The organism is Candidatus Accumulibacter sp. ACC005, assembly GCF_907163215.1.
In the GTDB taxonomy this organism is placed as follows: domain Bacteria; phylum Pseudomonadota; class Gammaproteobacteria; order Burkholderiales; family Rhodocyclaceae; genus Accumulibacter; species Accumulibacter regalis.
Genome location: NZ_CAJQUB010000004.1, coordinates 46,567 through 66,850 on the forward strand (window position 1 = coordinate 46,567; position 20,284 = coordinate 66,850).

20 protein-coding genes and 1 tRNA gene are annotated in these 20,284 nt (G+C 64.0%); 16 read left to right on the forward strand and 5 right to left on the reverse strand.

Going from position 1 to position 20,284, the window contains the following annotated elements:
- Positions 1-13 precede the first annotated feature (13 nt).
- The 6 genes from hscA to QZ613_RS03160 all read left to right on the forward strand — a co-directional run bounded on the left by hscA (position 14) and on the right by QZ613_RS03160 (position 4,533).
- Positions 14-1,915 carry a Fe-S protein assembly chaperone HscA gene (gene hscA / locus QZ613_RS03135; protein WP_043563711.1) on the forward strand — a complete coding sequence of 634 codons (1,902 nt, stop codon included), beginning with the start codon at positions 14-16 and terminating at the stop codon, positions 1,913-1,915.
- Entirely contained in the window at positions 1,912-2,253 is a 342-nt protein-coding gene (gene fdx / locus QZ613_RS03140) for an ISC system 2Fe-2S type ferredoxin (RefSeq protein ID WP_043563709.1), read from the forward strand. Before hscA ends, fdx begins: the two co-directional genes overlap by 4 nt.
- Complete coding sequence (gene iscX, locus QZ613_RS03145; protein WP_043563708.1) at positions 2,250-2,444, forward strand: Fe-S cluster assembly protein IscX; 195 nt, start codon at positions 2,250-2,252, stop codon at positions 2,442-2,444. The genes fdx and iscX overlap by 4 nt, the downstream gene beginning before the upstream one ends.
- Positions 2,441-2,830, forward strand: a complete 390-nt coding sequence (locus QZ613_RS03150) for a DUF2237 domain-containing protein (RefSeq protein ID WP_043563707.1) — start codon at positions 2,441-2,443, stop codon at positions 2,828-2,830. Before iscX ends, QZ613_RS03150 begins: the two co-directional genes overlap by 4 nt.
- A 233-nt stretch (positions 2,831-3,063) precedes the next feature.
- Positions 3,064-3,873, forward strand: a complete 810-nt coding sequence (locus tag QZ613_RS03155; protein ID WP_043563706.1) for an endonuclease/exonuclease/phosphatase family protein — start codon at positions 3,064-3,066, stop codon at positions 3,871-3,873.
- Between the two features lie 195 nt (positions 3,874-4,068).
- Positions 4,069-4,533: a hypothetical protein gene (locus QZ613_RS03160; RefSeq protein WP_043563704.1), complete on the forward strand. Its 465-nt coding sequence runs from the start codon at positions 4,069-4,071 to the stop codon at positions 4,531-4,533.
- A gap of 161 nt (positions 4,534-4,694) precedes the next feature.
- Here QZ613_RS03160 and QZ613_RS03165 read toward each other — a convergent pair whose 3' ends face one another.
- A complete protein-coding gene (locus QZ613_RS03165; protein WP_291981480.1) occupies positions 4,695-5,594 on the reverse strand; it encodes a recombination-associated protein RdgC in 900 nt (299 codons plus the stop codon).
- Positions 5,595-5,912: 318 nt separating this feature from the next.
- Between QZ613_RS03165 and QZ613_RS03170 the strand changes: the two genes are divergently transcribed.
- From QZ613_RS03170 to QZ613_RS03180, 3 genes are all read left to right on the forward strand, one after another.
- A tRNA-Leu gene (locus QZ613_RS03170) sits at positions 5,913-5,997 on the forward strand.
- 45 nt (positions 5,998-6,042) lie between these two features.
- On the forward strand, positions 6,043-6,378 hold the full coding sequence (locus QZ613_RS03175; RefSeq protein ID WP_291862989.1) for a hypothetical protein: 336 nt from the start codon (positions 6,043-6,045) through the stop codon (positions 6,376-6,378).
- Between the two features lie 10 nt (positions 6,379-6,388).
- Positions 6,389-6,832, forward strand: coding sequence for a helix-turn-helix domain-containing protein (locus QZ613_RS03180; protein ID WP_291862987.1), 444 nt, complete (start codon positions 6,389-6,391; stop codon positions 6,830-6,832).
- Positions 6,833-6,880: 48 nt separating this feature from the next.
- On the opposite strand, the gene QZ613_RS03185 is transcribed toward QZ613_RS03180, so the two are convergent.
- Positions 6,881-7,849 carry a DUF808 domain-containing protein gene (locus QZ613_RS03185; protein WP_291981482.1) on the reverse strand — a complete coding sequence of 323 codons (969 nt, stop codon included), beginning with the start codon at positions 7,847-7,849 and terminating at the stop codon, positions 6,881-6,883.
- A gap of 349 nt (positions 7,850-8,198) precedes the next feature.
- On the opposite strand from QZ613_RS03185, the gene QZ613_RS03190 reads away from it, so the two are divergent.
- From QZ613_RS03190 to QZ613_RS03205, 4 genes are all read left to right on the forward strand, one after another.
- Positions 8,199-9,329 carry an aminotransferase class V-fold PLP-dependent enzyme gene (locus QZ613_RS03190; protein ID WP_291981484.1) on the forward strand — a complete coding sequence of 377 codons (1,131 nt, stop codon included), beginning with the start codon at positions 8,199-8,201 and terminating at the stop codon, positions 9,327-9,329.
- Positions 9,330-9,445: 116 nt separating this feature from the next.
- On the forward strand, positions 9,446-10,327 hold the full coding sequence (locus QZ613_RS03195; protein ID WP_291862981.1) for a mechanosensitive ion channel domain-containing protein: 882 nt from the start codon (positions 9,446-9,448) through the stop codon (positions 10,325-10,327).
- A 135-nt stretch (positions 10,328-10,462) separates the two neighbouring features.
- The gene (locus QZ613_RS03200; protein ID WP_291981486.1) at positions 10,463-11,587 is read left to right on the forward strand and encodes a hypothetical protein; all 1,125 of its coding nucleotides are present in this window, start codon (positions 10,463-10,465) and stop codon (positions 11,585-11,587) included.
- A 154-nt stretch (positions 11,588-11,741) separates the two neighbouring features.
- Entirely contained in the window at positions 11,742-12,545 is an 804-nt protein-coding gene (locus QZ613_RS03205) for a 2OG-Fe(II) oxygenase (RefSeq protein ID WP_043563698.1), read from the forward strand.
- 115 nt (positions 12,546-12,660) lie between these two features.
- Here QZ613_RS03205 and QZ613_RS03210 read toward each other — a convergent pair whose 3' ends face one another.
- Both QZ613_RS03210 and QZ613_RS03215 read right to left on the reverse strand, forming a co-directional pair.
- Complete coding sequence (locus QZ613_RS03210) at positions 12,661-13,032, reverse strand: VOC family protein (RefSeq protein WP_043563696.1); 372 nt, start codon at positions 13,030-13,032, stop codon at positions 12,661-12,663.
- Positions 13,029-13,217, reverse strand: coding sequence for a hypothetical protein (locus QZ613_RS03215; protein WP_291862973.1), 189 nt, complete (start codon positions 13,215-13,217; stop codon positions 13,029-13,031). Before QZ613_RS03215 ends, QZ613_RS03210 begins: the two co-directional genes overlap by 4 nt.
- Here QZ613_RS03215 and QZ613_RS03220 point away from each other — a divergent pair.
- The 3 genes from QZ613_RS03220 to QZ613_RS03230 all read left to right on the forward strand — a co-directional run bounded on the left by QZ613_RS03220 (position 13,216) and on the right by QZ613_RS03230 (position 18,036).
- Positions 13,216-14,709, forward strand: a complete 1,494-nt coding sequence (locus QZ613_RS03220) for an AarF/UbiB family protein (protein ID WP_291981488.1) — start codon at positions 13,216-13,218, stop codon at positions 14,707-14,709. The genes QZ613_RS03215 and QZ613_RS03220 overlap by 2 nt on opposite strands.
- A gap of 217 nt (positions 14,710-14,926) precedes the next feature.
- The gene (locus tag QZ613_RS03225; RefSeq protein WP_291981490.1) at positions 14,927-15,277 is read left to right on the forward strand and encodes a hypothetical protein; all 351 of its coding nucleotides are present in this window, start codon (positions 14,927-14,929) and stop codon (positions 15,275-15,277) included.
- A 350-nt stretch (positions 15,278-15,627) separates the two neighbouring features.
- Positions 15,628-18,036 carry a penicillin acylase family protein gene (locus QZ613_RS03230; protein WP_291864846.1) on the forward strand — a complete coding sequence of 803 codons (2,409 nt, stop codon included), beginning with the start codon at positions 15,628-15,630 and terminating at the stop codon, positions 18,034-18,036.
- Between the two features lie 27 nt (positions 18,037-18,063).
- Here QZ613_RS03230 and QZ613_RS03235 read toward each other — a convergent pair whose 3' ends face one another.
- Entirely contained in the window at positions 18,064-20,259 is a 2,196-nt protein-coding gene (locus tag QZ613_RS03235) for an EAL domain-containing protein (RefSeq protein WP_291864844.1), read from the reverse strand.
- Positions 20,260-20,284 lie beyond the last annotated feature (25 nt).

The following is a 20,284-nucleotide window of genomic DNA, read 5'->3' on the forward strand; positions in this document are numbered from 1 at the left end:
CCACAATTTCCTCATGGCGCTACTACAGATTGCGGAACCCGGCGAGTCAGCTGCGCCGCACGAGCATCGGCTGGCGGTCGGCATCGACCTGGGGACGACCAATTCACTGGTGGCGACCGTGCGCAGCGGCCTGGCGGTCGTTCTTCGCGACGAACTCGGCCGTCCCTTGCTGCCCTCGGTCGTTCGTTATCGCAGCGACGGTCACAGCGAAGTCGGCTACGAGGCGCAGGCGCAGCAAGCGCTCGACCCGCGCAACACCATTGCCTCGGTCAAGCGCTTCATGGGCCGTGGGATCGCCGACATCGCCAATCGTGAAGCCATGCCTTACGTTTTCGAAGACAGTCCAGGGATGCTGCGCCTGCATACCGCAGCCGGGCTGAAGAGTCCGGTGGAAGTCTCCGCCGACATTCTCCGCGTGCTGCGCCTGCGTGCCGAGGCCGCGCTGGGCGGCGCGCTGGTTGGCGCGGTGATCACCGTTCCGGCGTACTTCGACGAGGCGCAGCGGCAAGCGACCAAGGACGCGGCGAAACTCGCCGGCCTCCCGGTTCTGCGCCTGCTCAACGAGCCGACCGCGGCAGCCATTGCCTACGGTCTGGACAATGCCGCCGAGGGTGTCTACGCCGTTTACGACCTCGGTGGGGGTACCTTCGATATCTCGATTCTCCGACTGTCGCGGGGAATCTTCGAGGTCCTGGCGACGGGCGGCGACTCGGCGCTGGGTGGCGACGATTTCGACCATCGCATATTTTGCTGGATTATCGAAGCGGCCGACCTCAAGCCGCTCTCGGTCGAGGACGCCAGCATGTTGCTGGCGCGGGCACGCGAAGCCAAGGAATACCTGACCGTACACGGTGCGGCGCCCATCGCTGCGCGCTTGACCAGCGGCGAGCGGGTGGACCTGCAACTGACCACCGAAATCTTTGCCGCGATCAGCCAGACGCTGGTGGCCAAGACCATCCAGCCGGTCAAGAAGGCGCTGCGCGACGCCGGCCTGTCGGTTAGCGACGTCAAGGGCGTGGTCATGGTCGGTGGCGCGACGCGCATGCCGCAGGTACAGCGTGCGGTTGGCGAGTTCTTCCGGCAGGACCCGCTCAACAATCTCGACCCCGACAAGGTCGTGGCCATCGGTGCCGCGACGCAGGCCAATCTCCTGGCCGGCAACCGTGCGGCCGGTGACGACTGGCTGCTGCTCGACGTGATTCCGCTATCGCTCGGCCTGGAAACGATGGGGGGCCTGGTGGAGAAGATCATTCCGCGCAATTCGACGATTCCGACGGCGCGCGCGCAGGAGTTCACGACCTTCCGCGACGGTCAGACGGCGCTGGCCATTCATGTCGTCCAGGGTGAGCGCGAGCTGGTCAGCGATTGCCGTTCGCTGGCGCGTTTCGAGTTGCGTGGCATCCCGCCGATGGTCGCCGGTTCGGCACGCATCCGCGTCGCTTTCCAGGTCGACGCCGACGGTCTGCTCGCGGTGACCGCCCGCGAACAGGCTTCCGGAGTCGAAGCGAGCATCGTCGTCAAACCCTCGTACGGCCTTTCCGACGACGAAATCGCGGGCATGCTCAAGGACTCGATGGCCCACGTCAAGGGCGACGCACAGCTGCGGGCGCTCAAGGAATCGCAGGTCGACGCACAGCGCTTGCTGGAAGCGGTGCGCGCGGCGCTCGCCGTCGACCGCGAACTGCTCGCCAGCGACGAACTGGCACGCGTCGAGGACGACATCGTCAAGCTCGAGAACGCAGCGCTGGCCGACAATCGCCGCCAGATCATGCTGGCGATGGACGATCTCGAAGCCGACACCAAGGATTTTGCGGCACGGCGAATGGACAAGTCGATCCGGCGGGCGTTTGCCGGCCGCAATATCAACGATCTCGACGTCGAGTCCACGACCAGCAAGACGGGAGAAACCGCATGACCCAGATCATCGTTCTGCCCCACCTCGAACTGTGCCCGGACGGGGCCGTGTTCGATGCCAGGCCTGGCGAGTCGCTGTGCCAGAACCTGCTCGAAAACAGCATTGCCATCGAACACGCGTGCGAGATGTCCTGCGCCTGTACCACATGTCACGTCGTCGTCCGTGAAGGTTTCGACGCCCTCGAGCCTTCCGACGAAGTCGAAGACGATCTGCTTGACAAGGCCTGGGGTCTGGAGCCGAATTCACGCCTGTCGTGTCAGACGATAGTCAGTGAAACACCGCTGACCATCGAGATCCCGCGTTACTCGATCAACATGACCAAGGAAGGCAAGCGATGAAGTGGACCGATATCAACGAACTGGCCATCGAGCTCGTCGAAGCCCATCCGGAGGTCGACCCCTTGAAGATCAATTTCGTTGACCTGATGAACTGGGTCGTCGCCTTACCGGGCTTCGAGGACGATAGCCGCCACTGTGGCGAGAAAATTCTCGAGGCCATCCAGCAGGCCTGGATCGACGAGCTGGCATGAAGCCTGACGATAGCGGTGGCCAGCAGCGCAACGTCCTCGGCGGCATCCTTGGCGCGTGCAGCGAAACGCCGATGACCGGTTTCTTTCGCGACGGTTGCTGCAATACCAGCGACGAGGATTTCGGCAGTCATACCATTTGCGTCGTCGCGACCGCCGGATTTCTGGCTTTTTCCAAGACCAGCGGCAACGATCTGTCGACGCCGCGACCGGAGTTCGGATTTTCCGGCCTGCAGCCCGGGGATCGCTGGTGCCTCTGTGCCGCGCGCTGGCGCGAAGCCCTGCTTGCTGGCAAGGCGCCACAGGTGGTCCTCAACGCGACCAACGAAGCCGCCCTGTTGGTCGTCAGCCTCGACGACCTCAAGGCGCACGCCATCGACCTGAACTGAAGCCGGGCAGACTCCGCCAACGTCAATGACCCGTGTCGCGACCAGCGCAGCGCGGCACGAGCCTGTCCGCTGTGGACAAATGGCTACCGCCAGCACCGGCCGGATGCGACAATGCACTCGCCGCGCAACGCACTCTATCGGGCGTCAGGATGCGGACGACCTGCCACTCATCGATCGCTATTTCGAGCGCCTGCCTTGACGACCTTGCCAATCGGCATCTGCCGTGCCCAGTCATGAATATCAGAGTGGCCACCTACAACATCCATAAAGGCGTTACCGGCATTCGCGGTCGACCGCGCATCCACGACGTGCGCCAGGCCTTGCAGGCGATCGACGCGGACATCGTTTTCCTGCAGGAAGTCCAGGACTGTAACGAGCGCCTCGCGCATCACCCCGACCAGCCGCTGGGAACCCAGCTCGAGTTCCTGTCATTCGGTGCCTACGCGCATCGCGCCTACGGCATGAACGCCGTCTACCCGCACGGGCATCACGGCAACGCCATTCTTTCGCGCCACCGCATCGTCAACTTCGTCAACCACGACATCTCTGACCACGTGCTCGAAAAGCGCGGCCTGCTGCACGCAGTCATGCGCGTGGGCCGTGGCCAGGGCACCGAAGTGCACCTCATCTGCCTGCACCTCGGGCTGATCAAGCGCAGCCGTGTTCGCCAGGCGACTTTTCTGGCTGATCTGGTGCAGCGCGAAGTCCCGCCCGATGCGCCGCTGATCATTGCCGGCGATTTCAACGACTGGCAGCAGCGTGTCGATGGTCTGCTGCGCGCCCGCCTCGGCGTCGAGGAAGTCGCCGTCGCGGCCCGGGCCGCATCACCTGCCAAGACCGTCCTCAACTGGCTGCTCACCTGGCGCAGCGGCAAGCATCCGAGCGCCGGCGTCTCGCGCACCTTCCCCAGTTTCGCTCCCTGGCTGACGCTCGACCGGATCTACGTGCGCGGTTTCGAGGTGCTCGACATGCACGTCCCCAACGGTCTGGCGTGGGCGCGCTGCTCGGATCATGCGCCGCTGATCGCCGAACTGAAACTCTGATCAGGCGGCTGGCGCGTGCTTCCCGGTGAACGCCGCTGCGCTGGCCGGCGACGTCTCCGTGCAGGAGTAGTGAACGGTCCTTGACGGGAAATCGGCGCCTTCGAGAAGCGGCGGGCTGCGAGATTGTGCACCGCAGCAAAAATAGTGCTATAGTGGAATCTATTGATGACCTGACCACGGCTTCCCAGAAGCTCCATGTATATCGTAGATGATCCCACCCTGGCGTTGATCGCTCGTTTTCTGGGCGACGTTGCGCCTGAAGGCCGTGCGGATGAAGAGTTCTTCCGTCGCCAGTTCAGTGCCATCGAAGCCTACGTCGAGCGTTTTCCCGAGGACCAGCGCGACGCGCGAGCCCTGGAGTGGATCGAGACCAACGCCATGCACTATCGCCAGCAGTGGCAGAAGCAGACGGCGATCAGCACGCTGGCCCGTAGACGCTGTCCCGATTGCCCGCTGGCCGGCGGGAGCCAGGAAAAGCCTTGCGCCATCCATCGCCGCTGGCTGAAGCTCCTTGAGCGCTACGCCGCCGACGAGCTCTCCTCGCCTGAGTATGTGGAAATGAGCCTGGCGCTGTTGAATACGCACAAGAGCTGGCTGAAAGTGACTCGCTGCCACGAGTTCTCGGAATCCGGGTCGGCGACCGCCTTGTTCGCCGGCTGACGGTAACCTGCCGCGCGGTCGAGCCAGAAACTCCGTCCTGTTTCCTTGTTCGGAAACCAGTGCAGCGCAGCATTCTTGACGAGACTTTCAGCAAGCTGGACAGCCGCTTGAAACCATGTCGCGGCTGGAATTCCAAGCTCCACACTGTGTGCAACCCTACGCTAGACCGCGGCTGCCGCCTCGCCACCGAAGGCGGCGAGCAGATCGTCGAGCAGTTGCGCGACTTCACCGCTCATCAGGGTGAAGTCGATGTCGAAGCGTTCGTCTTCGTTGTCCGCCTGGCCGTCGGCCTGCTCCTTGAGGATGTCGAGGAAGGCCAGCCGCTTGATCTGCAGGTTGTCGTCGAGAACGAAGGAGATGCGGTCATTCCAGGTCATGGCCAGACGAGTGACGACCTTGCCGGCTTCGATGTGCTGGCGGATTTCCTCACCTTCCAGGCTGTGCTTGACGTAACGGACGGTCGCTTTTTCGGCCGAGCGCAGTTCGAGATCCTGGTCGAGGGTGAAGCCCGTCGGTGCCTCGCCGCCAGCCACCCAGCCGGTCATTGCCGCCGATGGCGACTGGATGACCTTGAGACTCTTGGCCGGCACGCCGTCGACCGACTTGCGCAGATGTTCGAGGAACTCCTCGGCTTTTGCCGGCGACGCCGAGTCGACCACCAGCCAGCCGTTGCCGCGGTCGATCCAGGCGAAGGTGCTGCGCCGGCGCACGAAGGCACGCGGCAGCAGTTCGAGGGTCATCTCTTCCTGGATTTCGCGCATTTCCTTGCGCCCGATGCGGCGCCCTTCAGTCTCCTCGATGGCTTTCGCCTTGTCGCTGGCAAAACGCTTGATGATCGACGCCGGCAGCAGCTTCTCCTCGACGCCGAGGGAAAGCAGCCATTGCTGGTTGACCGAGTGGATCAGAGCGCCGCCGTCACGTGGCGCCACCCAGCCGATGCTGCGTGGATCGGTCGCGCTGCACCCTTGCAGGGTCAGTCGGGCGAGCTGTTCCTCCAACGCGGCAGGATCAACGGCCCACTGCTTGGGGAGGCGGTACAGATAAAGGTTCTTGAACCACATGGACGGACTCGCAATTGGAAAAAGGCGGCAATTATAGGCCGGAATCGGCGCCCAATCTCCGGCACGCCTGCGGCTTTCCGGCCGGTCGGCCGGTCATCACCGTGGCGACGTGCGCTGACGATGGGCGAGGGGACGAGGAGAAGGCAAGGACGCAGCGGGCGTCGCCTGGCGGTCGCTGCGGCGCGGAGATGCTGACAGCGCCGGCGTGTCGCGGTTAGAATGCCGCACTGGCGTCGGCGCGGTTGGGCCGGCGTGCTTGCCGGGTCGCCATATGGGTGCTTCGTGTTCGGGCACGTGCTTGACTTGGCGGCTGGCTGTGCCCAGGTGGCGAAATTGGTAGACGCAGCAGGTTTAGGTCCTGCCGCCGCAAGGTGTGGGGGTTCGATTCCCTTCCTGGGCACCACAAGAATTCAATACCGTCGCCAATTGCGACCCACGGTGGATCGTCATGAGCAAGCTCGCCGGCATCAAACCCACTCCCAGGCAGGCCATGGAGTGGGTCAAGGAAGTCGGTAACGGCCAGCGCCGCCTGGTGTTCAGCGAGCAGGCAGAAGCGCGCATGAAGAATCGCTACATCGGCCGCCGGCAGGTGCTGGAAACCTTGAAGAATGGCCTGGTCAGCGAGCCGCTGCACAAGGATGCGGGGGACGATTGGCGGTGTAATCTGAGCTGGTTTTACGCCGGCGCTCGTTTGACGGTTGGCGTGATCTTCAAGCTTGGCGACGCCCAGGAAGGCGGCGCGGGCGGCGAGCTGGCCGTCGTGGCCACCGTTGTCGAGGGCTGAGATGGGCGACATGCTGAAGTATGAAGACTGCGGGCTGAAGAACATCTGGCTGGCGAGCGGTTTCCGCTACGAGGACGTCGACGGGCTCGGTCCGTGCCTCGAGATTTACGATATCGACGGCTTGCACCGGACCATCGGTCGCCATCTGGTCGATTACAAGCGGCGCCTGACCGGCGTCGAGATCCGTTTCCTGCGCGTCGAAATGGGCATGTCGCAGAAGCGACTCGGCGACTGCCTCGGCGTCGACGAGCAGAGTGCGTCGCTCTGGGAGCGCGGCAAGCGCCGGCCAACCATTGCGGCCGAGCGCATGTTGCGGCTGATGTACCTCGAGCATATCCACGGCGCCACTCGCGTCACCGAGCTAATTGCCCAGTGGAACGAGACCGATCGTCAGAAGGACGAAGCGCGTCAGGTCTTCGAAGAGACCGAAGTCGGCTGGCGGTTGGCGGCGTAGGCGGCTGGCCGGGGCGTGCTCCCGGCTTTGCCCGCGGCCTTGGCGATGTCATTTTGGCCCCTGTCGTTTCTCCGCTGGCCGCCGGACGGCGCTGCGGACCGCCGAAAAAGCCCGTACGGCGAGCAATGCCAGGCTGCCGCCAACGACGCCGACGAGCATTTCCAGCGCCAGCGAACTCAAGGCCTCGAGCACTCCACCGACCTTGCCCATGGCGTTGGCGATATCAGCCGCGTTTTCGATGAAGTGATGGACGGGCGGAATGCCGTGGCTGAGGATGCTGCCCCCGACCATGAACATTGCCGCCGTACCGATCACGGTCAGCGCCTTCATCAGGCGCGGCGCGGCGAGCACGAGGCCTTGGCCGACGGCTTTCGCCAGTGCATCGCTCCTCTTCAGCAGGTACAGCCCGAGGTCGTCCAGCTTGACGATGCCGGCGACGATGCCGTAGACGCCGACCGTCATCAGGACGCCGATTCCCGAAAGAACGGCCACCTGCGTCGCGAACGACGCGCCGGCGACGGTGCCCAGCGCTATGACCACGATTTCTGCGGAGAGCACGAAGTCGGTGCGGATCGCGCCCTTGATCTTGGCGGCTTCCATGGTTGCCAGATCGACGCTTTCGCCTTCCACTACCGCCAGCCCTTCACCGTGGTGCGCGCCATCCTCGCCGTCGCTCTTGCCGTGCAGCCACCTGTGCGCAATCTTCTCGACACCTTCGAGGCAGAGATAGAGGCCGCCCATCATCAGTAGCGGCGTCACCGCCCACGGCGCGAAGCGGCTGATCGCCAACGCCGCGGGTACGAGGATCAGCTTGTTCTTGAACGAGCCGACGGCGACCGCCCAGACCACCGGCAGTTCGCGTTCGGCGCGTACGCCGGACACCTGCTGCGCGTTCAGTGCCAGGTCGTCGCCGAGCACGCCGGCGGTTTTCTTGGCCGCCACCTTGGTCATCAGCGCGACGTCGTCGAGGACCGTGGCAATGTCATCGATCAGGGCAAGCAGGCTGGCTCCGGCCATTGGGGGTCTCCAGTGTCTGGTGAGAGCTGGCACGCCTCTGGCAGCCAGCCGTGCCGTGCATCATGCCCGGCCCGCGCGACGCGGCCTTCTGCTCAAGGGGTGGAAGTGTAACGGCTGTCCAGCGTCTTGCGCGACAGGGCGCGGTCGCCCGAGCCGCGGAACCCTGGCCGACGGTGGCCAGCGGTTGTCCGTTTCGACACGCCGCCGGCAAGCACGGCAGAGCCAGGTGCTGCGCCCGCCCCGACTAGCGCAGCGTCCGGACTTGGCGTTATCCTGCACGCCTTGTGCCGCACGGACTTCCCGTGCACCCGCTGAACTCGGCTCGCCGAATCACCCAATGGAGACAATCGTGCCCGCACTCCTTCCTCAACCCGATCCCGATGGTCTGCTCGAGTACTCGGTGGTGTATACCGACCGCGCCCTCAACCACATGTCGCGGCGCTTCCAGGGTGTGATGAAAGACATCTCGAGGATCGTCAAGACCGTGTACAACGCCAAGGCCGCGATCGTCGTTCCGGGAAGCGGCACCTTCGGCATGGAGGCGGTCGCCCGTCAGTTTGCCACCGACAGGAAGTGCCTGATCATCCGCAACGGCTGGTTCAGCTTCCGCTGGACGCAAATCCTCGACATGGGGCGGATCGCCTCCGAGAGCGTGGCCATGGTCGCGCGCCCGGTTGACGAGGAGCCGCAGGCGGCATTCGTCCCGCCGCCGCTCGCAGACGTCGTCGCCAGCATCCACGCCGAAAGGCCGGAGATCGTCTTCGCGCCGCACGTCGAAACCGCCTCGGGCCTGATTCTCCCCGACGATTACCTGCGCGCCGTCGGCGCCGCCGTCCGCGCCGTCGATGGACTCTTCGTCCTCGATTGCGTGGCGTCCGGGACCGTCTGGGTCGACATGGTCGCCAACGACGTCGACGTGCTGATCAGCGCACCACAGAAAGGCTGGAGCGGCTCGCCGTGCTGCGCGCTGGTCGCCCTTGGCGAGCGCGCGCGTGCGCGCATCGACGAAACCAGCAGCAGCAGCTTTGCCTGCGACCTCAAGAAATGGCTGCAGATCATGGAGGCCTACGAGAAAGGCGCCCATGCCTACCACGCGACGATGCCCACCGACGCCCTGGCGGTCTTGCGTGACGTGATGCTCGAGACCGAAAGCTACGGCTTCGAGCGTGTCCGCAAGGAGCAGCAGGAACTCGGCCGCCGGGTTCGCGAGCTGCTCACCAGCAAGGGTTTCAAGAGTGTCGCCGGCGAAGGCTTCCAGGCGCCAGGCGTCGTCGTCAGCTACACCGACGACGCGGATATCCAGTCCGGCAAGAAGTTCGTCGCCATCGGCGTGCAGGCCGCCGCCGGTGTGCCCATGCAATGCGACGAGCCGGCCGATTTCCGCAGTTTTCGCATCGGCCTGTTCGGCCTCGATAAACTGCACAACCCGGAGCGCACCGTGAACAGCCTGGCCGCCGCGCTTGATGCGCTGAGTCGCTGAGCGCAGGGTCGGACAAGATTCAGCCCTTTTCCCCCGTCGCCGCTGGCCAGGCGGGGAACTGCGGCAGGCGATGGCCCAGCCAGTGGTTTGAAATCGAAGGATCGGAGGAAGCGGACATGGAAAGAAACGCGGTCGCGGCGGTCGAGAAAGCCGCTGCGCAAGTCATTGATTACAGCAACGTCGACCAGCTGATTGTCCTGGTGACCGAGCAGGGGACGTCGATCGGCCTGAAAGTGATCGCCTCGATTCTGATCTTTCTCGTCGGCCGATGGCTGGCCAAGGCGGTGACCAACTTCGCGCGCAAGGCTTTCCAGAAGACGGGCATGGAGGATACGCTCGAGAAGTTTCTCTGCAACATGCTTGGCGCCGTTTTGCTGGTGGTGGTGATCATCGCCGCCATTGGCGCTCTTGGCGTGCAGACGACGTCGCTGCTCGCCGTTCTCGGCGCTGCGGGCCTGGCGGTTGGCCTGGCGCTGCAGGGCTCGCTGTCCAACTTCGCGTCCGGTGTCCTGATCGTCGCCTTCCGCCCCTACAAGGTCGGCGACTTCATCGAAGCCGCCGGGGTCGCCGGGACGGTCAAGGAAGTGCAGATTCTGACGACCATCATTCACTCGCCCGACAACAAGAAAATCCTCGTTCCCAACAGCCAGATCATGGCCGGAACGATCATCAACTACTCGGCCAACGATACCCGGCGGCTGGACATGATCGTCGGTTGCAGCTATGGCGACGATCTCGACCAGGTCCGCAGGGTGCTCAACGAGCTGGTCGCCAGCGACGAGCGCATCCTCAAGGAGCCCGCGCCGACCATCGAAGTCGTCGCGCTCGGCGACAGCAGCGTCAATTTCGTGGTTCGCCCGTGGGTCAATTCAGGCGACTACTGGGCGGTTCATTTTCATCTGCACGAACAGGTCAAGAAACGCTTTGACGCCGCCGGGCTGAACATCCCCTTTCCGCAGCGGGATGTGCACATTCATCAGCACGGCGCGGCCAACTGAGCGTTGTTGGCGGCTGGTCGCGGCACCGCACTGCTGACGACGCCAGCGTCCCGGCGGGCCGAAAACCGTCACGGCAGGTAGCGTGCAGCGCTTATCGAGGGCAACGCGATGGCCGATTTCAAGAGAATCCGCATCATGATTTCCAGCCGGTGCTCCTCGCTGGTCGCCGACGGCGAGCAGCAAGTAAGCATGACCGTCGTGCGCAAGCGCCTGCACGACAGGCTGCGCGACGAGCCGCTGCTCGGTGAAGCGCTGTTCGAGGTCTGGATATCGGACAACGCGCCCGATCAGTCGCAGGGCGACCTCGATACCGCCTGGAACCGCTCGCTCGAAGAAGTGCGCAAGGCCGACATCGTCCTGGCCCTATATACGGGCGAAGCCGGCTGGGCACCGAAAAGTGGCGAGATCGGTATCTGCCATGCCGAGTTCCAGGAAGTCTGGAACAACGGCCCGGCCAGGCTGAAGGTCGTTCGCGTGCTCGAGGTGACGTTTCCGGCCAGAAAATCGGCCGCCGAGACGAAGGCCGACAGGACTTTCCAGGAATACTTCCAGACCCTCAACCCGACCTCGCCGGAGGCGCGCAACGCCGACGATGTCGTCGCGCGCAGTCTCGAAGCGTTGCGCGAAGCCGTCGCCAGCCTGGTCAAGCTGGGCGGCCGCGAGGCGCGCAAGGGGCGTTTTGCCTACGGCACCGCCCTCGACTGGAGCCGGCTCGATTTCGGCGCCCGCAAGCAGGCCATGGAAGAAGCGCTGGGCGAAGCGCTGCGCGACCTGGGCGCGAGCCCTCTGTCGTCCGTTGCCGGCGGCTGGGACTGGCCGCTGGCGGACGAATCCCTGCTCACCATCGTGCACGGCCTGCCCGCCGCCTTTGGTGTCGCCGCCGCGCGCGAACTGGTCGGCCAACCCTTTCTCAGGGATCACGGCTACGACGCCAGCGGCGAGGCCCCGTCGCTGGCCGGCCCCGTGCATCTGGTCGCCTGTCTGAAGACGGTCAGCGAGTCGCAGGCCATGCGGCAACTGGGCTTTCCCGACGCGACCATCGTCGCCGCGCCCTTTGGCGTCTACGTGGCCGACAAGGTGCAGAAGATCCAGATGGTCTTCCTGGCCAACTGCCGCGACGCAACGACGACGCGTCATGCGCTGACGCGCCTGGTCGAATGGCTGGATTCCACCGGCGAGGAGGCCAATCTCGTCAGCCGCGCGCGCGGCCGGCGGCGGATCGTCGCCGCGGTCAGGCTCGCGCTGGATGAAGGCGCGTAGCAGGGCGGCGCGCTGAGGGTGGCGGTCGGGAGTCGGGGGTGGAAAGCGATGCCGCCGGCGAACCCCCGCTCACGTATACTTCTTCCGCTGGTGTGACGACGCGCAGCCGCATGGCGAGCAGTCACGCGATCTGCAATCGACTTCTGGAGCGGCGATGAGTTCTACAGTAGCAGCACTGCCAATCACCCTCGGCAAGGAACTGGATTTCAACCTTGACGAAGCGAGCGCGTTCGGTCGCCAACTGACCGCCACGTATACCGCGGCCGGGCCATTTCCCCATGTGGTGATCGATAATTTCTTGCCGGCCGACGTGATCGACAGCATTCACGCCAATTTCCCGGCTGAACGGACCAATGACGAAAAGCTCTATGAGCGGGGCTACAAGGGATTGCACAAGCGGCAGATCAACCCGAATCGGTGCAATCCCACTCTCAGAAACATATTTTCCGCTTTCAACTCGGCGGCCATGCTGCAGTTCCTCGAAAACCTGACCACCATAGACGGTCTCATCCCTGACCCCTATTTCGATGGTGGTGGGCTGCACGAGACCAAGACCGGCGGCTTGCTGGGCGTACACGCCGACTTCAGGATCAACAAGAAGCTGCACTTGGTGCGCCGAATCAACGTCATCATCTATCTGAACAAGAACTGGCAGGAGGAGTACGGCGGCAATCTGGAACTCTGGGACCAGAAGATGACGGCCTGCCTGAAGAGAGTCTCGCCTGTTTACAATCGCTGCGTCATCTTCAACACCGACGAGGACAGCAATCACGGGCATCCGGAGCCGTTGCGCACGCCAGAACACATCACCAGGAGGTCGGTCGCTCTCTACTACTACACCTCGTCGCGCAATATCTACGATGAAATCGAGCGGGACAAGACGCATTACAAGCCACGCCCAAGGGATCGTCTGAGCGTCAGGTACTACCTCGACAAGTGGACAAGGAAGAAGGGCTGATCATCCAACGCCGTATCCCGCCTCCTCGCAATGACGGTGGCTGGGGAGTGGTGGCCCGGATTTGGCGACGAAGCGATCGAGCGCGACTGGAGTTTACCGGCCTGCGTTCCCGGCCTTAGCCGAACTCGTAGAAAGCGATCTTGTTGCCGTCCGGGTCGCGAATATAGGCGCCGTAGAAGACATCGGGAACGCGCTGGCCGGGCTCGCCTTCGGAGCTGGCACCCAGCGCGATCGCCTTGAGGTACAACGCGTCCACTTTTTCCTTGGAGCCGGGGTTGATGGCGATCATGTTGCCGTTGCCCGGGCTGGGGTCGTTTTCATCGTAGGGGATGCAGACGCTCAGCATCGGGGCGTCCATCGTGCTGCCGATGAAGGCGATGCGGCCCATGTCCATCAACACCTTGGCGCCCAGGTCGGCGAGCAGCTCGCTGTAGAACGCCTTCGCCTTGTCCATGTTGCTTACACCGACGGTCACGTATCCGATCATGTTGGTAACTCCTTGCTGGGGTTGGTTTTACGAGCGGGATACAGTAGCGGAAAATGCCCGGTGATGATAGCGACCAGCGCGCTGCCGGCGCGCCCGCTTACGCGCTGCTCCATCCGGTCTACAATGGGCCCATCGCCCTGCTCATCAGCCTCCCGTTCCGCCAGTGCGCTGGCCATCTCCATCATGATCCTCCCCTCGAAAATCGAGCAGCACAGCGGCCCGCTGGAAATGCTGCTGCAGCTCACCGAATTGTTGCCGGCGAACTACGCGCAGTATCGGCCACTGGTCGCGGACGGCTTGTCGTTCTTCCTGCAACGCCTTTCCCCGCTGCGTCAGCAAGCCATCCTTGCAGCACAGCTTGCGCTGCCGACTGCCGCCAGCCGCGAGCGGCGCGTGCTCAGCCTGTTCCGTCTCTGCCCGACCCTGCACAAGCTGGGGCAGGTGGTGGCCCACGACCGGCGCCTGTCGGCCGATTTACGCGCGCGTTTGCAGGAACTCGAAACACTGGCGCCGACCGATTCGCTGGCTGCGCTGCGTTCGCTGCTCGATCGCGAGGTGGGCACTGTCGCCGGTCTGCAGCTCGGGCAGGAGACGATCGCCGAGGGCAGTGTCGCCGTCGTCGTGCCTTTCGTCTGGCGCCAGGCGAAAGGCGAAGCGCCGCAGCGGGGCGTCTTCAAGCTTCTGCGCCCGGGGGTGCAGGACAGGCTGGAGGAAGAACTGGCCATCTGGCCGCTGCTCGGGACGTTTCTGGAAGAACGCTGCGCTTACCACGGACTGCCGGTGCTCGACTACGGCAATACGCTGGAAATGGTCGCCCGTCTGCTGGCCAACGAAGTCCGCCTGGACCAGGAACAGGAGCACCTGCGGCAGGCTGCCGATCTCTACGCAGGCGCAGCGGATATCCTCATCCCGCGGCTGTTTCCTTTCTGTACGCCGCTGGTCACGGCGATGGAAAGGGTCGATGGCTGCAAGGTGACCCACCAGGACCTGCCCGCCGGGGAAATGTGCCAGCGTGCCGAGCGGGTCACCAGGGCCTTGCTGGCCCAGCCCTTCTGGGGCAGTGGCGAGGCGGGGGCGATGTTTCATGCCGACCCGCACGCCGGCAACCTGTTGGCCACCGCAGATGGACGCCTGGCGATCATCGACTGGGCACTCACCACACGGCTGACCAAGGCGCAGTGCGAGGCGGTCGTGCAACTCGTCCTGGGCGCCGTGACGCTCAACGAGACGCGCGTGTGCACGGCAATCGCCGCGCTGGGCCAGCCTGGCGACGAAACCCGTGTGCAGGTCGCGGTCAGAGCAGCGATTGCGCAGGTGCGTTGTGGCCGCTTTCCCGGCTTCGACTGGATGACGTCGCTGATGGATAGTCTGGCAGCGGCCTCGGCCGTTCGTTTCCCGGAAGAGATCGCGCTCTTTCGCAAGGCTTTGTTGACGCTGTCGGGTGTGGTCGCCGATGTTTCCGGGCAGACGGGGATGGACGGCGTGCTCGTCCGCCACGGCGCTGCCCAGTTTCTGCGGGGCCTCATGTGGCGTCCCTGGGCCTGGGCCGACTCTCGTGCCGTCGGTGCCCACCTGTCGACGGCCGACCTGGTCGGTCTCTGGGCCGACCTGCCGGCGACCACGCTGCGTTTCCTGGCGGGCGATCGCGGCGGGCGTCGTGGCGCAGTGCGGCAGTGATCGAAATCGTTTCCTTCGCGCCGCGAGCGGGCGCGCAAAGGCCGCGAGACGTGCACGGTGGAGCAAGCCGGCGCGCTGCTGTTTCCCGCCGTCCCGGCGCAGGCTGAATTCGCCCGCAGCCGGAGATCGCCGCCTGCCTGTGACTTTCGACACCAAGTCAATATCTGCGCCGTGCAAAGATTGTCGCATTGGGCGGACACGGACGAGGGAGTTGGCGATGAAATTGCAGAGCATGCTTGTGGTTCTTCTCGGTTTGCAGATCTGCCAGCCGGCTGTCGCCGGTTCGCTGTTCAGGTGCGAGGTCGATGGCCGGGTTGAGTTCTCCGATCGGCGCTGCCAACCGGTGAGACAGAAAGCGGTTTGCCCGCAAAGGAACGACAAAACGCCCGCCAGCGACTCGCCGCAGGGACAGTGTGCGACGCCGGCAGCGGACGCCAGCAGCGTGCAGGTCGTTTCATCCGCCACGCGGCCGGATTCCCGCGCTGGCGTCGAACCGCCCGGCCGCCTGGCTCTCAACGACATCGGGAATGGTGCACGGAGCAAATCTGCTGCGGCGGGTGCCAGGTAGGCCTGACGGCACACTTGTTCGCAGCGTCGAGGGACAGTAGCCCGCACGTCATTGCGAGGAGGCGTCGCCGACGTGGCAATCCCGAGGTCTTGTTTTTCGCCGGGCTGACGTGGCGCACCCGTAGTCAGAGAATGGAACTGGATTGCCGCGTCGGCTACGCCTCCTCGCAATGACGGTATGTGGTGGGGCATGAGCGCCAGGGGTGGCGACGAGAGCCGCCCCGGCATGGACCCTGCGGAATTCGGCCAGCACAGGGCTTTCGCCCTGCTTTCAGCAGTCGCCAAAAGCCTCCTCAAAAATGCAGCACAGCGCTAGACTGGGCAATCGATCGAACTCAAGAACCCCGTTCAATGCAAAAACTCCGGAAGTGGGCGGCTCGCCTGGCGTTGCTCTCGGTATTGCTGGCGGGAGTGTTGCTGTCCTGGGCGTACTGGCAACTGCGCGCCAGCCTGCCGGTCCTCGATGGCGTAGTGGCGATTGCCGGGTTGGACGAGGAGGTCAGCGTCACGCGGGACGAGGTCGGCATGGTCGCCATTTCGGCGAACAGTCGCACGGCCGTGGCCAGGGCGATGGGTTTCGTGCATGCGCAGGAGCGCTTCTTCCAGATGGATTTGATGCGCCGTCAGGCGGCCGGCGAGTTGTCGGCCCTGCTCGGCGGCGCGGCGCTGGAGTCCGACCAGCTCGTTCGGATTCACCAGTTGCGCGCGCGTGCCCGCGTCATTGCTGGCCAGCTTGCCGAAGACCAGTCGGCGATTCTGCACGCCTATGTGGACGGCGTAAACGCGGGCTTGCACGGTCTCGCTGCCAAGCCCTTCGAATACTGGCTGCTGCACGCCGAACCCGTCGCCTGGACGGCCGAGGACAGCATCCTGGCGGCGTACTCGATGTACCTGGTGCTGCAGCCGTCGACGCCGGAAAAGAAGTTGACCCGGATGAACGTGAAAGAACGCGTTCCCGAATCGCTCTACGCCTTCCTGCGAGCCAAGGGCTCGGAATGGGACGCACCACTATGGGGCAAGCCGCTGTTGCCGCCTTCGATTCCCGAGGAATCAAGCCTGGCGAACTGGTCGGCAAGGCTGGAACTGCCGCTGAAAAACAACGACCGTCTGGAGCCGGTATTCCCGGGGAGTAATAGCTGGGCCGTCTCGGGTGAGCTGAGCGACAACGGATCGGCGATTCTGCACAATGACATGCACTTGAAGCTGCGCGTGCCGAACATCTGGTTTCGGATGCAGATTCGCTATGGTGAAGACGAGCCATCGGGCGGTCGCTACCGGCACCAGGTCACCGGCGTGTCCTTGCCCGGAGCACCACTTGTCGTCGTCGGCAGCAACGGCAAGGTCGCCTGGGGTTACACCAACAGCTATGGCGACTTCAGTGACGTGATCATTCTCGAGCAGGCGCGCCCGGGAAGCTACCTGACGCCGAACGGCGAATACCCGCTGGAAACGGTCGTCGAGACGATCGACGTCAAAGGTGCGCCAGCGCGGCGTCTGGCCATTGAAAAGACGATTTGGGGACCGGTCGCCGAGACGGGTGCTGATGGCCGGAAGTTCGTTTTCAAATGGCTGGCCCATGACGTCACGCAGGCGATCGACTTCGGAATTCTTGCCCTGGAGACGACGGAGAACGTCGCCGACGCGATACGCGTTGCCAACAGGGCGCGCCTGCCGTCGCAAAACATCCTGCTCGTCGACAGTGACGGCAATCTGGCCTGGACGATCATCGGCGCCATTCCCAGGCGTGTCGGATGTGACGGCGAAGAACCGGTCAGCTTCGCCGACGGATCGTGTTCGTGGCAAGGCTACCTCGCCGACGATGAATATCCGCTGCTCCTGAACCCGCCTGAAGGCCGCTTATGGACGGCGAACAACCGCGTCGCCTCGGGCGAGATGCTCAGGCGTATCGGTGATGGCGGCTATGACCTGGGAGCCCGCGCCAGACAGATTCGCGACGACTTGTTCGCCCGCGAATCCTTTGCCGAGCACGATCTGCTGGCCATTGCGCTTGACGATCGCGGCTTGTTTCTGGCGCGCTGGAAGGAACATCTGGAACGTTTGCTGGCCGACGAAAGCGTTCTGCAGGACGACGTGGGGAAGGCCTTGCTGGTTCGATTGAAATCCGAAGAAGCCTTGCGTGCGCGTCGTGACTCGGTGGCCTATCGCGTCGTCAGGGCCTATCGCTACATGCTGCGTGACACGCTGTTCACGGCCTGGCTGTCTGCCGCCTATGCCGCACAGCCCGACCTCAAGATCGGCTCGCTCTCGAACCAGTGGGAGGGCGTGCTCTGGGAGGTGATCGAGAAAAAGCCCGCGCATCTCCTGCCGGCACCGTTTGCTTCGTGGGGCGACTTCGAGCGCGAGGTCTTGAAGGCGACGTTGCTTTCCCTGGGGGCGGACAACAAGGAACGGCTGGCGGAACTCACCTGGGGTGCGCGCAACACGGCGGCGATCGAGCACCCGCTGAGTCGCTTCATTCCGTTGGTCGGCAGCTTCCTGAACGCGCCGGTCGAAGCTGTCGATGGCGATGCCAACATGCCGCGAGTTGCGGCGCCTTCGTTCGGCTCCTCGCAACGCATGGTCGTTTCTCCCGGCCATGAAGAGCGCGCGATCTTTCATATGCCCGGGGGGCAGAGCGGGCACCCGCTTTCTCCCTACTACCTGGCCGGGCACGAAGCGTGGGTGAAAGGCGAAGCGACGCCATTTTTGCCGCAAGCGACGCAGCATGAGTTGACACTCGTGCCGCAGGTCAGCCCGTGATTTGCGCTCGCGGGGCTTGCCGGTGGGCTAGTTGACGGTCGTGCGCGACGGGAAGGCGCTGCCGGTCAGGAAGGCTTCGAATTCGGCGGCCGGCAGCGGCTGGCTGAACAGGTAGCCCTGCATGTCGTCACACGCCAGGCCGCTGAGCAACTGCCGCTGCGCTTCGGTTTCGACGCCTTCGGCGAGGATGCGCAAGCCGAAGCTGCGGGCGATGCAGGAAATGGCGTGAATGATCGACGTCGAGTTGCTGTTGCCGGCGTTCAGGTCACGGACGAACGACTGGTCGATCTTGATGCTGTTGATCGGGAAGCGGCGCAGGTAGTTGAGTGACGAATAGCGGGTGCCGAAGTCGTCGATCGAAATTCGCAGGCCACTGTTGCGCAGTTGCTTGACCATGTCGATGTTCTTCTCGGCGTCCTTCATCAACAGATTCTCGGTAATCTCGACGTCGAGCGCATCAGGAGGGATGGCGTAGGCTTCGAGACGGCGCAGCAGTCGTTCGGGCAGGTCGGCGCGGTCGAATTCCTTGGGCGACAGGTTGATGGCCAGCTGCAGACCGGTAAAGCCCTTGTCGCGCCAGTCGGCGAGCTGGCTCAGCGCGCGTTCGAGTACCCATTCGCCGAGGGCCACGATCATGCCGGTTTCCTCGGCCAGGGGAATGAAGGTGTCCGGCGTCATCAGGCCGAGTCGCGGGTGGTGCCAGCGGATCAGCGCTTCCATGCCGACGGTGCGCGCGTCGCGATGGCTGACCTGTGGCTGATAGTGAAGTTCGAACTGATCGCCGCCGCTTTCCAGCGCCAGGCGCAGGTCACTCTCGAGCGTGATGCGCAGGCTGTGGCCACTGTGCATTTCCGGCGTGAACTGGAGGTAGCCGTTCTTGCCGCGGCCCTTGATCTGGTACATCGCGATATCGGCGTTGCGGATCAGCAGTTCGGCACTTTCGCCGTCGTCCGGGTAAAGCGAGATGCCGACGCTGACCGTGGCAAAGAAATCCAGTCCCGCGATCTTGAAGGGAAGTTTCAGCTCGGCGAGCAGCTTCTCGGCGATCACCGCCGCGTCCTCCGCGCTGCTCAGATCGGGCAACAGGACGGTGAATTCATCGCCCCCCTGGCGGGCCAGGGTGTCGCCCGAGCGCAGGCAGCTGCGCGCCCGCTCGGCAAAGCGCTTGAGCAGCTCGTCGCCTTCGTGATGACCGTAGCTGTCGTTGATCAGCTTGAAACGGTCGATGTCGATGAACATCACGCCAAGCCGTTTGCCTTTTCTTTTCGCCTGCGTCAGGGCGACTCCCAGCCGGTCCTTGAACAGGATCCGGTTGGGCAGCCCGGTGAGCAGATCGTGAAAGGCCTGGAAGGCGATCGTTTCCTCGGCTTTCTTGCGGTCGGTGATGTCGCGGGCAACGCCCGAGGTACCCATGAAGTGCTGCGTGGCTGGCCCGTCGGTGGTGTCGTAGAGGCCTTGCGCGCTGAGAATGGTGACGATGGTCCGATTCTCGAAGTGGCGGACCCCCTGGGTCTTGGTTTGCAGCCGGATTTCGACATTGGTGCTCGCGCGATCGCCGATGCGACGCTCGTTGAACGCGAAACGGGCGTGCTCCAGGTCGTCGGGATGAACGATCAGCGAGTAGTGCTTGCCGAGCAGTTCACCGCGCGAGTAACCGAGCAGTGCTTCGACGCGGCCATTGATGAAGATGAAACGGCCGTCGCGGTCGAGGGTGTAGATGATGTCCGGCGACTGCTCGACGAGAAAGCGGTGCAGGCGCTCGGAGTTTTCGAGCTGGACGGTCATCATCGCGTGTTCGCGTTCGATCCGGCGGCGGCTCTGCAGGCGCTCGACGGCGTCGATGAGCTCCTGCGCGTTGCCGTGCTTGCGGATGAATTCGAAAGCGCCGTGGCGCAGCGCGCGGATTGCCGAATCGATCGATTCGTCACCACTGAAGACCAGCACCGCCGTCGGAACGTGCTTTTGAACCATCCATTCCATGATTTCCAGTCCATGGACGTCGGGCAGATTGAGGTCCAGGATCAGGATGTCGACGTCGCGGCGGTCGAGGCGGTCAATCGCTTCCCCCCCCGTGGCACATTCCTCGATGCTCCGCCCTGGTGCCGCGAGCAGTTGTCGATAGGCCGCGCGGATTCGCTCCTCATCGTCGACGATCAGGATGCAGCTGGTTTCCGGCTGGTCCGGAACCTGCGGCGAAAAATCGACGTTTGCTATGGCCTTCATCGTTCCTCCTGACGGGTGTTCGGCG

Coding starts and splice junctions, on each gene's coding strand:
- hscA (WP_043563711.1), top strand. CDS start 14: ATGGCGCTACTACAGATTGCGGAACCCGGCGAGTCAGCTGCGCCGCAC.
- fdx (WP_043563709.1), top strand. CDS start 1,912: ATGACCCAGATCATCGTTCTGCCCCACCTCGAACTGTGCCCGGACGGG.
- iscX (WP_043563708.1), top strand. CDS start 2,250: ATGAAGTGGACCGATATCAACGAACTGGCCATCGAGCTCGTCGAAGCC.
- QZ613_RS03150 (WP_043563707.1), top strand. CDS start 2,441: ATGAAGCCTGACGATAGCGGTGGCCAGCAGCGCAACGTCCTCGGCGGC.
- QZ613_RS03155 (WP_043563706.1), top strand. CDS start 3,064: ATGAATATCAGAGTGGCCACCTACAACATCCATAAAGGCGTTACCGGC.
- QZ613_RS03160 (WP_043563704.1), top strand. CDS start 4,069: ATGTATATCGTAGATGATCCCACCCTGGCGTTGATCGCTCGTTTTCTG.
- QZ613_RS03165 (WP_291981480.1), bottom strand. CDS start 5,594: ATGTGGTTCAAGAACCTTTATCTGTACCGCCTCCCCAAGCAGTGGGCC.
- QZ613_RS03175 (WP_291862989.1), top strand. CDS start 6,043: ATGAGCAAGCTCGCCGGCATCAAACCCACTCCCAGGCAGGCCATGGAG.
- QZ613_RS03180 (WP_291862987.1), top strand. CDS start 6,389: ATGCTGAAGTATGAAGACTGCGGGCTGAAGAACATCTGGCTGGCGAGC.
- QZ613_RS03185 (WP_291981482.1), bottom strand. CDS start 7,849: ATGGCCGGAGCCAGCCTGCTTGCCCTGATCGATGACATTGCCACGGTC.
- QZ613_RS03195 (WP_291862981.1), top strand. CDS start 9,446: ATGGAAAGAAACGCGGTCGCGGCGGTCGAGAAAGCCGCTGCGCAAGTC.
- QZ613_RS03200 (WP_291981486.1), top strand. CDS start 10,463: ATGATTTCCAGCCGGTGCTCCTCGCTGGTCGCCGACGGCGAGCAGCAA.
- QZ613_RS03205 (WP_043563698.1), top strand. CDS start 11,742: ATGAGTTCTACAGTAGCAGCACTGCCAATCACCCTCGGCAAGGAACTG.
- QZ613_RS03210 (WP_043563696.1), bottom strand. CDS start 13,032: ATGATCGGATACGTGACCGTCGGTGTAAGCAACATGGACAAGGCGAAG.
- QZ613_RS03220 (WP_291981488.1), top strand. CDS start 13,216: ATGATCCTCCCCTCGAAAATCGAGCAGCACAGCGGCCCGCTGGAAATG.
- QZ613_RS03215 (WP_291862973.1), bottom strand. CDS start 13,217: ATGATGGAGATGGCCAGCGCACTGGCGGAACGGGAGGCTGATGAGCAG.
- QZ613_RS03225 (WP_291981490.1), top strand. CDS start 14,927: ATGAAATTGCAGAGCATGCTTGTGGTTCTTCTCGGTTTGCAGATCTGC.
- QZ613_RS03230 (WP_291864846.1), top strand. CDS start 15,628: ATGCAAAAACTCCGGAAGTGGGCGGCTCGCCTGGCGTTGCTCTCGGTA.
- QZ613_RS03235 (WP_291864844.1), bottom strand. CDS start 20,259: ATGAAGGCCATAGCAAACGTCGATTTTTCGCCGCAGGTTCCGGACCAG.